The sequence below is a fragment of the Allomesorhizobium aridi genome (assembly GCF_043769475.1).
Taxonomy (GTDB): Bacteria; Pseudomonadota; Alphaproteobacteria; order Rhizobiales; family Rhizobiaceae; genus Allomesorhizobium.
Genome location: NZ_CP171729.1, coordinates 4,030,149 through 4,042,878, shown reverse-complemented (window position 1 = coordinate 4,042,878; position 12,730 = coordinate 4,030,149). Strand labels below are relative to the sequence as shown.

General features: G+C 63.3%; 12 protein-coding genes. 1 reads left to right on the top strand and 11 read right to left on the bottom strand.

Translation table 11 applies throughout. The features are described 5' to 3' along the window. Nucleotides 1–36: 36 nt before the first annotated feature. The 8 genes from ACG873_RS22000 to ACG873_RS21965 form a co-directional block, all read right to left on the bottom strand. On the bottom strand, nt 37–639 hold the full coding sequence (locus tag ACG873_RS22000; protein WP_394887604.1) for a DJ-1/PfpI family protein: 603 nt from the start codon (nt 637–639) through the stop codon (nt 37–39). A gap of 67 nt (nt 640–706) precedes the next feature. Beyond that, a complete protein-coding gene (locus ACG873_RS21995) occupies nt 707–877 on the bottom strand; it encodes a hypothetical protein (RefSeq protein WP_165027836.1) in 171 nt (56 codons plus the stop codon). Between the two features lie 78 nt (nt 878–955). Further along, complete coding sequence (locus ACG873_RS21990) at nt 956–1,744, bottom strand: SDR family NAD(P)-dependent oxidoreductase (RefSeq protein WP_394887603.1); 789 nt, start codon at nt 1,742–1,744, stop codon at nt 956–958. Nucleotides 1,745–1,840: 96 nt separating this feature from the next. Then, nucleotides 1,841–2,614: an amino acid ABC transporter ATP-binding protein gene (locus ACG873_RS21985; protein ID WP_394887601.1), complete on the bottom strand. Its 774-nt coding sequence runs from the start codon at nt 2,612–2,614 to the stop codon at nt 1,841–1,843. Further along, complete coding sequence (locus tag ACG873_RS21980) at nt 2,611–3,291, bottom strand: amino acid ABC transporter permease (RefSeq protein WP_394887599.1); 681 nt, start codon at nt 3,289–3,291, stop codon at nt 2,611–2,613. Before ACG873_RS21980 ends, ACG873_RS21985 begins: the two co-directional genes overlap by 4 nt. Before the next feature lie 84 nt (nt 3,292–3,375). After that, nucleotides 3,376–4,149 carry an amino acid ABC transporter substrate-binding protein gene (locus tag ACG873_RS21975; protein ID WP_394887598.1) on the bottom strand — a complete coding sequence of 258 codons (774 nt, stop codon included), beginning with the start codon at nt 4,147–4,149 and terminating at the stop codon, nt 3,376–3,378. A 196-nt stretch (nt 4,150–4,345) separates the two neighbouring features. Then, the gene (locus ACG873_RS21970) at nt 4,346–6,193 is read right to left on the bottom strand and encodes a hypothetical protein (RefSeq protein WP_394887596.1); all 1,848 of its coding nucleotides are present in this window, start codon (nt 6,191–6,193) and stop codon (nt 4,346–4,348) included. A gap of 104 nt (nt 6,194–6,297) precedes the next feature. Further along, nucleotides 6,298–7,944 carry an alpha/beta hydrolase gene (locus ACG873_RS21965; protein WP_394887594.1) on the bottom strand — a complete coding sequence of 549 codons (1,647 nt, stop codon included), beginning with the start codon at nt 7,942–7,944 and terminating at the stop codon, nt 6,298–6,300. Between the two features lie 254 nt (nt 7,945–8,198). On the opposite strand from ACG873_RS21965, the gene ACG873_RS21960 reads away from it, so the two are divergent. After that, nucleotides 8,199–8,414, top strand: a complete 216-nt coding sequence (locus ACG873_RS21960; RefSeq protein WP_394887592.1) for a hypothetical protein — start codon at nt 8,199–8,201, stop codon at nt 8,412–8,414. Between the two features lie 142 nt (nt 8,415–8,556). Here ACG873_RS21960 and ACG873_RS21955 read toward each other — a convergent pair whose 3' ends face one another. The 3 genes from ACG873_RS21955 to ACG873_RS21945 all read right to left on the bottom strand — a co-directional run bounded on the left by ACG873_RS21955 (nt 8,557) and on the right by ACG873_RS21945 (nt 12,497). Further along, nucleotides 8,557–9,501, bottom strand: a complete 945-nt coding sequence (locus ACG873_RS21955; protein ID WP_394893644.1) for a polysaccharide pyruvyl transferase family protein — start codon at nt 9,499–9,501, stop codon at nt 8,557–8,559. 48 nt (nt 9,502–9,549) lie between these two features. Next, nucleotides 9,550–10,275, bottom strand: coding sequence for a hypothetical protein (locus ACG873_RS21950; RefSeq protein WP_394887590.1), 726 nt, complete (start codon nt 10,273–10,275; stop codon nt 9,550–9,552). 314 nt (nt 10,276–10,589) lie between these two features. Then, nucleotides 10,590–12,497, bottom strand: coding sequence for a propionyl-CoA synthetase (locus ACG873_RS21945; RefSeq protein WP_394887589.1), 1,908 nt, complete (start codon nt 12,495–12,497; stop codon nt 10,590–10,592). Between the last annotated feature and the right edge of the window lie 233 nt (nt 12,498–12,730).

Sequence of the window (12,730 nt, the reverse complement as noted above, 5' to 3'; positions counted from 1 at the left end):
CGATCACCATGGCACGCTGCTCCTGACAGCATATTGTCAGGAGGCTCGGGCCGGCGCGCCGGTGAATTCCCTGGCGAAGAGCGTCTTCATTTCGGCGAGCTGCCCTTCCTGCTCCGGATATAGCGCCTTCATGAACGCAAGCGCGAACGTGCCTGGCGCGGAGCCGGGGGCAGATACGATCCTGCCATCGGCGACCGCGTACGGCAGGTCCTCGTAATGCGCCGAGCCGGCATAGTCGGGCTCGTGCCTCAGGATCCAGTCGCGGCCATTGCTGGTATGCCTGGCGGTTTCGAAGAGGCCAGAGCGGGCGAGCGCCAGCGTGCCTGCGCAAATGCCGCCGACAACGCCGCCGCGCGCCGCCACTGCCTTCAACAGGGGCGAAGGATCGGGATGTGAGTTGGAAGCCCAGTGGTCTGATCCGATGACGGCCACGGCGTCGAGATCGGCGTTTTCCGCAACTTCGAGGCTGCGGTCCGGCGTCAGATGGAAGCCGCTCATCGATTTCCTGGGTGAGCCGCCGGGCGAGAGCGAGACGGCCCGCGCCCCGAACCACTCGACCGCGGAGGCCGACAGGAGGCCGTATTCCCAGTCCGCGAAACCGTCGATGAAAATGAACCCTATGGTTTTTGCAGCGGACATGTCGGTCTCCTCCGTTTTGAACTTCCGGCAGAACGCCTGTCCTGCCGGAAGAAATCGGTTTACCGGCTCAGCCGCGACGGGAGCGGCGAATCGCGTAATTGTCCGGCCAGCCGATGTCCTTGCGGACGGATGCCGGCAGCGAGTTGAGAAGCCGCTCGGTGCGGACTTCGTCGCGCATTGTCTGAACCTTGCCGGCATAGTGCCTGATGGCGCGGAAGATGTTCGGCGTGATGTTCATGGCGGTGCCTCCTTGTTTGATGGAGACACTATCGCACACCCCTACTGACAGCAGTCTGTCAGGAGCAACCGCTTCAAATCAGGTTTCCGGCACAGCGACTGTATAGTTCAGCGGCAACCGCCCGCCATCGGCGTAAATCGTCTGGCCGGTGATGTAGCTGGCGTCCTCCGAAGCCAGGAAAGCCGCGACGGCGGCGATCTCCGACGGCTCGCCCAGGCGTCCGAGCGGCGTGCGCGACAGCAGGCGCTTTCTGTCCGCCGGATCGCTGTTGGTGGCTTCCAGCATTTCGGTCAGGATCGAGCCCGGGCCGATCGCGTTGACCCTTATGCCGTAAGGCGCCAGCGACAGCGCCATCGCCTTGGTCAACTGGTTGACGCCGCCCTTCGACACCGAATAGGCGAGCTGCTCGGCGATCGCGAAGACGGCGTTCACCGAAGACATGTTAACGATCGATCCGGCCGCGCCGCCGGCCTTGACCTTTTCGACCATGTAGCGGGCGACGGCCTGGCCGGCGAGGAAGGGGCCTTTCAGATTGACGCGGAGCACGCGGTCGAAATCGTCCTCCCTGAGGTCGAGAAAATCCGCGCCGTGAACGATCGCCGCGTTGTTGACAAGGATGTCGATGTCACCAAAGGCGTCGATGGTAGCGGCCACGAGATTGTGGATGTCGAGCCGCTTGCCGATGTCGGCCTTGACGAACTGCACCTCGCCGAGCTTGGCCAGATCGCGCTCGGCCTTCGCGCCCTTTTCCTGGTCTGTGTCGGCAATCATCACGCGGGCGCCGTCGCGCAGGAAACGTTGCGCGATGGCGAAGCCGATGCCGCCGCCTCCGCCCGTCACGATCGCCGTCTTGCCGTCGAGCGCCATGCCGTTTTCTCCTGCTTTGCCGTCCTTATAGCGGGCGGGGCAGGCCTCGGACAGGGGCTTGACGGGAAGGGAAGTCGTGCCGGCTTCGGCCGTGGTTCAAATCCCGCTGCCTTCCTGCTCGACGGGCTTTTGCGTAAGCGTCGCGATGAAGCGCTTGGTGCGCTGGCGCTCGGGATTGGAAAACAGGTCGCGGGCAGGGCCCTTTTCGACAACCACGCCAGCATCGAGGAAAATCGCTTCCTGCGCTATTGTGGAGGCGAGGCGCAGGTCGTGGGTGGCGATGACCATCGTGGTGCCTTCGCGCGCGAGCTGGGCCAGCACCTCCACCACCTCGCCCGCCAGTTCTGGATCGAGCGCGGAGGTCGGCTCGTCGCAAAGCAGAACCTTCGGCGAGGGTGCGAGCGCCCGTGCGATCGCCACGCGCTGCTGCTGGCCGCCGGACAGCGTCGCCGGCCAGGCTTCGGCCTTGTGCGCCAGCCCGACCTTTTCGAGGAGTTCGCGCGCGCGCTGCAAGGCTCTCTGCTTCGGCCATTTCAGCACGGTCGTCAGCGCCTCCGACACATTGTCGATGGCGGTGCGGTGTGGAAAAAGCTGGAAATTCTGGAACACCATTCCGGTTTGCCGGCGCAGCCGCTGGATGGCTGCCCAGCCGACCTTGTCGCCGGGATGAAAGTCGAGCGCATCGTCGCCGATCCGGACGCGGCCGGAAGTCGGGATCTCCAGAAGGTTGATGCAGCGCAGCAGCGTCGACTTGCCCCCGCCCGACGGGCCGACAAGCGCGGTGACGCTGCCTTCCGCGAAGGAAACGCTGACGTCGTCCAGCACGGTGTGGTCGCCGAACTTCTTCTCGATATGCGACAGCTCTATCACGAGCGCGCCTCCATGAAGCCGCCATAGCGGCCGAGACGTACCTCCAGCCGCGCCTGCAGCGCCGAAAGCACCGAACTGATGGCGAGATAGATGATCGCCGCCTGGACGTAGAGGATCAGCGGCTCATAGGTGGTTGCGACGATGCGCTGGGCGGCCTGGAAGAGTTCGGGCACAGTGATGGCGGCGGCGAGCGAGGTGTCCTTGACCAGCGAGATGAAGGTGTTCGACAGCGGCGGTACGGCGACGCGGGCCGCCTGCGGCAGGATGGTGCGGCGCATGGTCTGGCCCCACGACATGCCGATCGAGAAGGACGCCTCCCACTGACCCTTGGCAACCGACGAGATTGCCGCGCGGATGATCTCCGAGGTGTAGGCGCCGATGTTCAACGTGAAGCCGATAAGCGCCGCCGGGAATGCGTCGAGCACGATGCCGATCGAGGGCAGGCCGTAGAAGATGAGGAAAAGCTGGACCAGCAGCGGCGTGCCGCGGATGATCCAGACATAGAAGCGGACGGCTGCCGCCAGCGGCCTCGGCCCGAACAGGCGGATCAGCGCCGAGATCAATCCGAGGCTGAGGCCGAGCACGAAGGACAGCAGCGTCAGCGGGATCGTGAAAATGAGACCGGCCCACAGAAGCGGGCCGAGCGAATCGAGCATCAATTGCAGCCAGTGCGGCACCGGAAAACTCCCGTCAAACGGTCAATCGGGTTTAACGGGTCGAGGGCACGGGCCGCAAGGCGCGGCCCATGGCCTCCCGCTGGTTTACTGCGAAACGTCCTGGCCGAAATACTTGTCGGCTATCCTCTGATAGGCGCCGTCGGCCTTCATCTCCTTGAGGGCCTCGTTGATCGCGGCCACGAGTTCGGGGTCGCCCTTGCGGACGATGACGCCGGAATAGGCCGCTTCGTCCTCGGTCGCAGCGATCTTCACCGGCGCGTTGGGCTGCTTCTTCTTGAAATCGAGGAAGGACAGGCTGTCGTTGATGGTGGCGTCGGCGCGGCCCTGTACGACGAGCGCGATCGACTGGTCGAAGCCATCAGTGCCGATGAGTTCGGCACCCGCTTGCTCCGCCATCTTGCCGTAATTGCTGGTCAGCGACTGCGCCGCCCTCTTGCCGGTGAGATCGGCAAAACCCTTGATCTCGGCATTGTCTTCGCGGACGATCAGCGCCGCCTTGGAGGCGATATACGGATCGGAGAAATCGTATTTCGCCTTGCGCTCCTCGGTGATGCCGACCTGGTTGATGACGGCGTCGTAGCGGCTGGCATCGAGGCCTGCGATGAGGCCGTCCCACTTGCCTTCGAGGAATTCGGCCTTCACGCCGAGCCGCTTGGCGATCTCCTCGCCGATCTCTACGTCGAAGCCGACAAGCTTGCCGCTCTCGTCGTGATAGGTGAACGGGGCGTAGGTGCCTTCGGTGCCGATCTTGAAGACTCCTGCCGACTTGATGGCGTCGAGGTTTGCGCCGGCATGGCCGGGCAGGATGGCAAGCGCCTGGATGGCGCCGGCGATGATGAGGGATTTGAGCCAGTTCATGTGTGTTTTCCGTTAGTCTGGCGGGGATTTTTCGCCGCTGGAGGATGACGCTGCAATTTAGGACAGCGGCGGCCCCGAACAAGACCAGCAGTTTGGGGAGGCATCCCGGTTGCGGAAGCGCGTTCCCTGGATTGCGCCGATCGAGGAACAAAATTGCGGAGGTCGTCTGCCGATGACCTGCCTGCGGAAAAACCGGCTAATAGGAGCAGTCGACTTTCGTGCCCGCTCTTTGGACCTGGCGGTCGAGGCGTTCGCGGGTGTGATTCCTGTCGCCGGTTTCCATGTGAGCCCAGATGTCCTCGGCGCCAGCGCCGAGATGAACCAGCGTATTGATGGTCAGATCCCGATAAGAGCCGAATTTCACCATGACTCCACTGGCGAGGCGATCGTAGATCATGGGAATGGCCGCATTGCCCGCCGGCCCAGTGCGGCACAATCCGATCAACCCCGCAAGATATGGGTGCTGCCATTCGTTTCCGGCTTTATTTTTCACCTTGCGGCTTGCCGCATCGTCTATCAGGTAGATCAGCGTCGGAACGCCGTCCGCTCCGAAGACGCTCAGCCTCGTCAGCGCGCTATAAGCCTCGACGCGAGCCTCGCGATCGCGGGCGAGTTTTTCAAGCGCGGCGCGGTAGGGACGTATGGCCTCGTCGGGAAGGGCGGCTATGGCGTCGCCGAGATAATCGAGCGTATAGCCCAGGTAGTCGGGATCGTCCTCCCGCTCTCCTGGCTTGGCGTCGGACAGGCGGTCGAACAGGGCTTCGGCGAACTGTGGCGTCAACGCACCGTCGGCCGTGGCGAATTTTCTCACCGGAGCGGAGGCCAGGCGCGGCACGGGAACTCTGCGGTCCTTGAGGATCCGCAAAGCCAGCCGCGCATCGTCTTCCATCACATCCTTGCGGCGATGGATGTCTTCGAAAAAATCGCTCATGACCTTCGCCGAGGCGCGGTCGACCAGCCCCGGCCGATCCAGCGCGGCGGCGATCAGGCGCGTGGTTGCCTGCTTCGCATCCCCTCCGCGCAAGACGAGGTCGAACCCCAGGACATCGCTCAGGAACGGCTCAAGCGGAGGCGCGGGATCGTATTGCCGGGCGCCGCCCCTATAGGCGGCGCGGCGCAGCAGGCCCGGTTTCAACCCCATGCCGGAACTCGAGGCATAGCTCGGTGCGAGTATCGGCAGCAGCCTGTAATAGGTGACACCGGTCGACCGATACCGTTCGACCAGCGCTCCGTTATCCCGAACATAGAAGGACAGGCGATCGGCGCTTACGGTATCGGCGACGGGCGAGAATCCCGCGGTGTCTGGCGACATGCCCCTGCGGACCGGACCCCGGACCAACACCGCGTCGGCGTTGGCGATGGGCGCCTTTTCGGCGATGAGGCATAGCCCCTCTGCGGCTTTGAGGCGCAAAAGGTCGGCGGGCGTCTTGTCGCCCCATTCCCGCTTTTCGCCGGGAATCTCCAGGTTGCCGACTCCGTCCTTCAGATCGATCGGCGGACAAATCGACCGCTTTTCCAGCCGGTACATTGTCCCGGAGACGTCATCGGCCGGTTCCGCCAGTGGCGTCTCCTGCTTTACCATGATCAGCGAACCGACAACCTTGTTCAGCAGCGTGCGCTGGCAGAAATCGTCGCAGATGCCGGTCGCGTGATAGGCCTTCGGGGTTACAACGGCGAGCGTTTCGATAGACGGCGGGCCAGCCAGTCGGTTCATGTCGCCGTCAATCACCGAGTCCGCAATGGCGTCAAGCCGGCGGTTTTCCTGCCAGGGAACAATGGCCAATATCCCGAGCGCGAGGACGGCGCTGAGGATCTTGGCGCGCAAGCCGAAGGCAAGCAGCGCGAGATAGATCAATCGGGCGGTGAGCAGGACCAAGAACAGCGTCGGTATCGCCGCCATCGCCAGCGTGATCGGCAGGCCGATCACGGCGATCGCCGCAATCATCGCCAGTGCGGTGCCCAGTGGACTCAGGCACAGCAGCGCCGCCAATCCCAGCACAACAAGGAACAGGTCGAAGGAACGTGACCATAGCTTGACTGACAAAGAACCGGCCTCCCGCCACAGGACCGCAGCAGGGTTGCATTTCCGGGTTGTTTTTGCGTGAACCGCAAAGCCAGCCGCGCAAACAGGCCGCAGCCTGGCGTCGGCTACCGCGTTTCCAACTTCCGCCTCAGCCTTTCGACGTCCTCAGGTGTCCAGCCCTGGACGTCGGTCACTTCCATCCAGGCGTCGACATGGTGTTCGGGCGCATAGACATGGCCGTATCCCATGGGAGTCGTCGTGCCCATCGCCATGTCGAGCGCGAGTTGCAGGAAGGTGACGACAGGATACCAGCGCAGTTCCGGCGAAACATCCGGCCCGCGCGGCGCCTTCATCCAGTCTGGCTCGCGGTAGAACGAATGGTAGTCGAAGAAGGTGATCGGATCGCTGGCGTATTGCAGGTAGACGATGCGCAGCGGCCCCCATTTGGCGTCCGGAATGTCGAGCGCATTCTCCTGGCTGGTGAAGCGGACGAAGGAGCCGTCGCGGAAGCGGGGGAGCCATTCCGGCGAACCTGGATTGCGGCGATTGGTGATCGAGCGCCAGCCGCTGCTTTGAAAGGGCGGGCCGCTCCACAGCGCGCCATGATAGGGGTCGCCGAGCACCTCGAACAATTCTGTCGACAACTCCGAACTCAGCGCGCCGAGGCTGAGGCCGTAGAGATAGAGGCGGGGGCGCTGGTCCTTGGGCAGGGTGGTCCAGTAGCCGTAGACTTCCGAGAACAGGGCGCGGGCGGCCTCCCCGCCATAGCCGGGCTCGACCAGCAGCGACAGCCAGCTTGCGAGATATGAATACTGGATGGCGACGCTGGCGATGTCGCCGGCATGGAGGTATTCCACCGGGTTCATAGCCGCGGGGTCGATCCAGCCGGTGCCGGTCGGCATGATGACGAGAAGCACCGAGCGCTCGAACCCGCCGGTGCGCTTGATCTCTTCCAGGGCAAGCTTTGCCCGCTCCTGCGGGGTTTCGGCCGATTGCAGGCCGACATAGACGCGGACGGGCTCGAGCGCCTCCCTGCCGAGGAAGGCGTTCAACTCCGCGCGCGTCGGTCCCGTCGCGACGAATTCGCGCCCTCTCCTGCCGAGTTCGTCCCAGCGGACCAGCGATGCGGCGCTGCCGGTCTTGGTCGGGTCCGACGGTTGCTGCGTCGTGGGTTCCAGCAGAGCATCGAGCGTCCGGAACGAGCTGTCGGCGGCGCGCAGCGCGTATCGGAACAGGATGCCGTCGGCGATCGACCAGAACAGCAGGATCGCGATGGTGCTGCCGATGACATACGAAACGCGCCTCGGCACGAACCGGTTGAGCTTTTCGGATATGTAGACGAGCGTCAGCCGGAACAATCGGGCCAGCGCGATGAGGACGAGGAAGGTGGCGAGCGCGATCAGGCCGACTTCGAGCGGGTGGGCGCTGTCGACCGGCTCCATGCTCATCACTTCGCGGACCGAGTTCTGCCATCCCGTCGCCCGCCACAGGAAGACGATTCCGACAACGGCGCAGGCGAGTGCGGCGACGAGCTTGGTGTTCCGCCTGATCCGGGCCTTGGGCTCAGGCAGTTCCATATATTCCCAAAGCCAGTGCAGGAACACGCCGATGCCATATCCGACGGCCAGGCTGCATCCCGACAGCACGCCTTGGGTCAGATAGTTGCGCGGCAGGAGAGTGGGCGTCAGCGAGGCCGCGAAGAACAGCGTGCCGAGCAGCAGCCCGGTCGTCGAGAAGGACAGCCAGAACCTGACGATCCAGTTCCGCACCATGGGATTGCCTCACGCCGCTGTTCAGCTATCCCGAGCAATTTGCAGCTTACGATAGTCCGGCGCAATAGGTCGGTCTGAGCCTAGCCCACGATCCGTTACCGAAGTCCGCGCACCAACACCATCCCCCAAATGGGGGCTGCGGCGCCCTTGATTGAACCATAACATGTCATCCACGCTCAGACCGCCCTCCCGGGGTTGGGTGCTTTGGCATCCACCCAAGTGAGGGTCGATGGACCACGCCGGGGAACAAAATCATGTGGATTCAGCTACCTGATAGCGGTGGCCAGACCATCTCTTTGAACTCGACGCAACTGGTCATGATCAAGGAGCACGGCGACAGGACGTTGTTGGTGCACACGCGCGGAGAAGTCATGGTGCTTCAAAGCCACGACGCTATTCTCAAGGCCCTGAGCCTCCACCAGACTGGATCCGCCGCATCCCGGCGGGAGCACCAGATCGAACTTCACTGATCACGCGGGCCTGCCCGGTCGACCGCGGCCGGCAGTCGCCATGTCGTCGACCCAGAGCTGGTCCACCTGTCGGAACGACTTCCTCCGCCGGGCGAGGCTATCGCCCCAAAGCCTTTGTCCCTCAGCGCCGCTCCGGTTGGCTCTAATCGGCTTGGGCACGCGCCCAGGCAATTCCATCCTCCAGCGAGGTCGCCTTATAGGAGAGATCGCTTCCACCGGAGAATGCGGCCATGAACCGTCGTATCTTGCCATAATTGTTGTCGAGGACGGCGTGCGGCCGCCCGAGGAGCAGCGAGCAAATGTGGACGTGCAGGCGATCGGTCACGACCGCGCGCCCGCGCGATATTTGCCGGATGCCGCGCCTGAAGCGGTTGTGCGCCGCCGCATCAAGCTTGCGCAGCCGCACCTCAGCCGGTTTGAGCGCCAGGAATGCCGACATTGCGCCGAACGCCTTGGAAACGCGGACGTACTTGGCGGACTCGGTAATCCAGTCTTCCTTCGGGACGCCCGGATTGGCTGAGCGATCGGCATCGACCGCCTTCTCAAGATCTGACCTGAGCATCGCAAGCACCGGGAATTCTGGCGGAGCGGGCTGAACCGGGCCGATGCAGAAGGCCATGTCCGGGCAAAGGCGCACCTGGCAATCGAAATGCTTTTCCGCGAACTGCTTCGATTCCTCGTCGCGGACCAGCAGCACGAAATTCCTGTGGCGTCCAATGACCTGCGCGCTCTTTCGCACTCGTTCCCACGATTTGTAATGGATCGACTGGGGAAACTGGATGATTTGACGATCGGGGAAGCGTTCGATCACTCGCTCGCGGAAATCCTGATGCGCATCCCAGATATCTCCGAAATTGCCGCCGCCATGAATGAAGATTGGACCCGTCGGCATGATGCGTTCGAGGTCTTCAGCCGAGAAATCGTCCATTCGCGAGACATAGGCAGGCCGCTTGCCGAACCGATCTTGCAGATAGGCCATCTCGCCCAGCCAGATGGCGGAATCGCCGCAGTTGCGGATGTCCGGAAAGTCGAGAATCGCCAGCGGCTCGTCCCTGGAGACACAGTCCTTCAGGCAATCATGAATCATGCCTTTCAGTTTGGCGATCAGGTCCAGATTCTGTTTCGAAGGCACGCTTCATTCTCCATCTGACTGGCAGGGGTGAGGCAGGAAATTGCCGCGCACATGGCGACAGCCGCGCTGAACAGCCACCACACTCTTTGACCGAAAGAGCGCAGACACGGCCAGGATCAACACAACGCTGACGGAGAATTCCAGGACCTCTTCCAGGATCGACGCCTTGTACGATGGAATGACATCAAGGGTTACGGCGCTCGCGAGGAGGCCAAGGGCCATAGCCAAGCGGAACACGAACGGTTTCGAGAGGACATGCGCTGCGAGCATCTGAGCCCGCTGTCGAAACCGGCGCAGAACGGCAAATACGATGGCCAGGAGAAGCCCTCCCGCTATGACCGCCGCGAGTATGCCGGTGGGCCCTGCGTCGCGTAGTTGGCGAACCACGAGGATAACGATGTCATGCCCGCCGTCGAACTCGCCGCCGCCGCTCATCTGCGGCATCTGGATACCGAAAATGCGAGCGCCAAAACTGATTTCACTGAGAAAGAGCACCAACGACAGAGCGCTCGTTCCGACGAGAATCCTCCTCTCGGCGGACGTCAACGAGACACGTCCTTGAAGAGCCGCACTCAGAGCGAACAGCGTGGCGGCCGCAAAGCCAACGGCACTCAGGTTCTCCACCAGACCGTCCTCGACAAACAAATCCGGTCTGGACAAGCCGATCGTAAAAAGCAGCACTACACCAATAAACGTTGCGATGGCGAACGCCACATTCTCTCGGCTCATGGTGCTTCGCCTTTTCGCATCGTCATAAAACCGTCATGAAATAATCACACGCCGCAGCAAAAGATTGGCCGGCTCGGTAAAATTTGGTGTCGAACTGTTACCGCCGGCGGGCAAATCTGCTGGCCGCAGGCCGCTGTTCAGCTCGCGCGAGGAAGTTTGCGATACGCGGCGCGGCAAGGAGCCCAAAGGATTCCTCGTCGGCCAAACGTCAGCAATGAGATTAAACCTGCCGGCGGCCATCCGAACGAAGGTCCGCGACAGGTCCGAGGCGCTAGCGCGCGATACGAAATGTTCGGGGTTGCACGCCGGATGGACTACCCTCCGACGCCCTTTGCCCGCAATGCCTGCGTGATTTCGTCGAGGATCGCGGGGTCGTCGATGGTGGCGGGCATGGTCCAGGCTTCGCCGTCGGCGATCTTCTGCATGGTCGCGCGCAGGATCTTGCCGGAGCGGGTCTTGGGCAGCCGCTTGATGATCACCACCGTCTTGAAGGCGGCGACCGGCCCGATGCGGTCGCGGACGAGCTGGACGATCTCCTTTTCGATCGCCTCCGCATCGCGCGCGACGCCAGAATTGAGCACGACGAAGCCGCAGGGAATCTGGCCCTTCATGGCGTCGGCGATGCCCACAACGGCGCATTCGGCGACGTCCCGATGCTCGGCCAGCACCTCCTCCATCGCGCCGGTCGACAGGCGGTGCCCGGCGACATTGATGATGTCGTCGGTGCGCGCCATGATGAAGAGATAGCCGTCCTCGTCGATGTAGCCGGCGTCGGCGGTTTTGTAGAAGCCGGGAAACTCGGCGAGATAGGCCTCGTGGAAGCGCCGGTCGGCATTCCACAGCGTCGGCAGGCAGCCGGGCGGCAGCGGCAGTTTTATGACCACATTGCCGAGCGTGCCGCGCGGAACGGCATGGCCGGCGTCGTCGAGAATCCGAACGTCGTAGCCCGGCATCGGCACGCCGGGCGAGCCGTATTTCACCGGCAGTAGACCGAGCCCGACCGGGTTCTGGCTGATGGGCCCGCCGGTCTCGGTCTGCCACCAATGGTCGATAACCGGCACGGAAAGCTTCTGCTCGGCCCATTTGACCGTCTCGGGGTCGGCGCGCTCGCCGGCGAGGAACAGGGTGCGGAAGCGCGACAGATCGTAGTTCGGCACGAACTCGCCTTTTGGATCCTGGCCCTTGATGGCGCGGAAGGCGGTCGGCGCGGTGAACAGGGCGACGACGCCGTGCTCGGCTATGACCCGCCAGAAAGTTCCGGCGTCCGGCGTGCCGACCGGCTTGCCCTCGTAAAGGATGGTCGTGCAGCCATGCAGCAGCGGCGCATAGACGATGTAGGAATGGCCGACCACCCAGCCGACGTCCGACGCAGCCCAGAATGTTTCGCCCGGCTTCACGCCGAACTCGTTTTCCATCGACCATTTCAGCGCGACCATATGGCCGCCATTGTCGCGCACCACGCCCTTTGGCTGGCCGGTGGTGCCCGAGGTGTAGAGGATGTAGAGCGGGTCGGTCGCGAGGACCGGAACGCAGGGTACTTTTCGCGCCGCAGCCTTAGCGGCCGCCACACTTTCCGCGTAGTCGATGTCGCGGCCTGCGGTCAGCTCGCAGGTCTGCTGCGGCCGCTGCAGGATGATGCAGCCCTCGGGCTTGTGGCGCGAGAATTCGATCGCCTGATCGAGCAGGGGCTTATAGGCGATCACACGGCCGGGCTCGATGCCGCACGAGGCAGTGAGTATCAGCTTCGGCGTCGCGTCCTCGATGCGGGTCGCCAGTTCCTTGGCGGCGAAGCCGCCGAAGACGACGGAGTGGATCGCGCCCAGCCGGGCGCAGGCAAGCATGGCGAACACCGCCTCCGGCACCATCGGCATGTAGATGATGACGCGATCGCCCTTTTCGACGCCGCGGTCCCTGAGCACGGCGGCCAGCGCGACCACTTCCGCCTTGAGCTCGGCGTAGGTGAATTTTCTGCGCTCGCCGGTGTAGGCGCTGTCGTGGATGAGGGCGAGCTGCCTGGCCCTTTCGCCGTCGGCATGGCGATCAACGGCATTGTGGCAGGCGTTGCACTCTGCCCCGGGGAACCAGCGGCCGTACGGCCCGGAATTCGGGTCGAAGACCGCGTCCCACGGCTTGAACCAGTCGATCGCGCGCGCGGCCTCCGCCCAAAAACCTTCGGGATCGCGTTTCCAGCTTTCGTAAACTTCGCGATAGCGCGATGCCATGCCGCCGCCCTCCCTAGGGTATGTTGATATTCAGGTGATCCCGGCCTGCAAATGGCGGCTTTCTGCGCTTCCGGTGCTCACGTACCCGAATGTACGCTCCGCTCCGGTTCTCGAAATCCACCATTTTGGTCGCTCCGCGCCCTCTTCGATTCCGGCTCGGCCTGACCTGAATCTCAACATACCCTAGCTAATCGCCGACCCGTGCGTCCATCGGCCTAATGGGTTAGCCGGTG

What these genes read in the sequence shown, in the direction of transcription:
- ACG873_RS22000 (WP_394887604.1), bottom strand. Translation starts at nt 639, where the DNA reads ATGTCCGCTGCAAAAACCATAGGGTTCATTTTCATCGACGGTTTCGCG.
- ACG873_RS21995 (WP_165027836.1), bottom strand. Translation starts at nt 877, where the DNA reads ATGAACATCACGCCGAACATCTTCCGCGCCATCAGGCACTATGCCGGC.
- ACG873_RS21990 (WP_394887603.1), bottom strand. Translation starts at nt 1,744, where the DNA reads ATGGCGCTCGACGGCAAGACGGCGATCGTGACGGGCGGAGGCGGCGGC.
- ACG873_RS21975 (WP_394887598.1), bottom strand. Translation starts at nt 4,149, where the DNA reads ATGAACTGGCTCAAATCCCTCATCATCGCCGGCGCCATCCAGGCGCTT.
- ACG873_RS21965 (WP_394887594.1), bottom strand. Translation starts at nt 7,944, where the DNA reads ATGGTGCGGAACTGGATCGTCAGGTTCTGGCTGTCCTTCTCGACGACC.
- ACG873_RS21960 (WP_394887592.1), top strand. Translation starts at nt 8,199, where the DNA reads ATGTGGATTCAGCTACCTGATAGCGGTGGCCAGACCATCTCTTTGAAC.
- ACG873_RS21955 (WP_394893644.1), bottom strand. Translation starts at nt 9,501, where the DNA reads ATGATTCATGATTGCCTGAAGGACTGTGTCTCCAGGGACGAGCCGCTG.
- ACG873_RS21950 (WP_394887590.1), bottom strand. Translation starts at nt 10,275, where the DNA reads ATGAGCCGAGAGAATGTGGCGTTCGCCATCGCAACGTTTATTGGTGTA.
- ACG873_RS21945 (WP_394887589.1), bottom strand. Translation starts at nt 12,497, where the DNA reads ATGGCATCGCGCTATCGCGAAGTTTACGAAAGCTGGAAACGCGATCCC.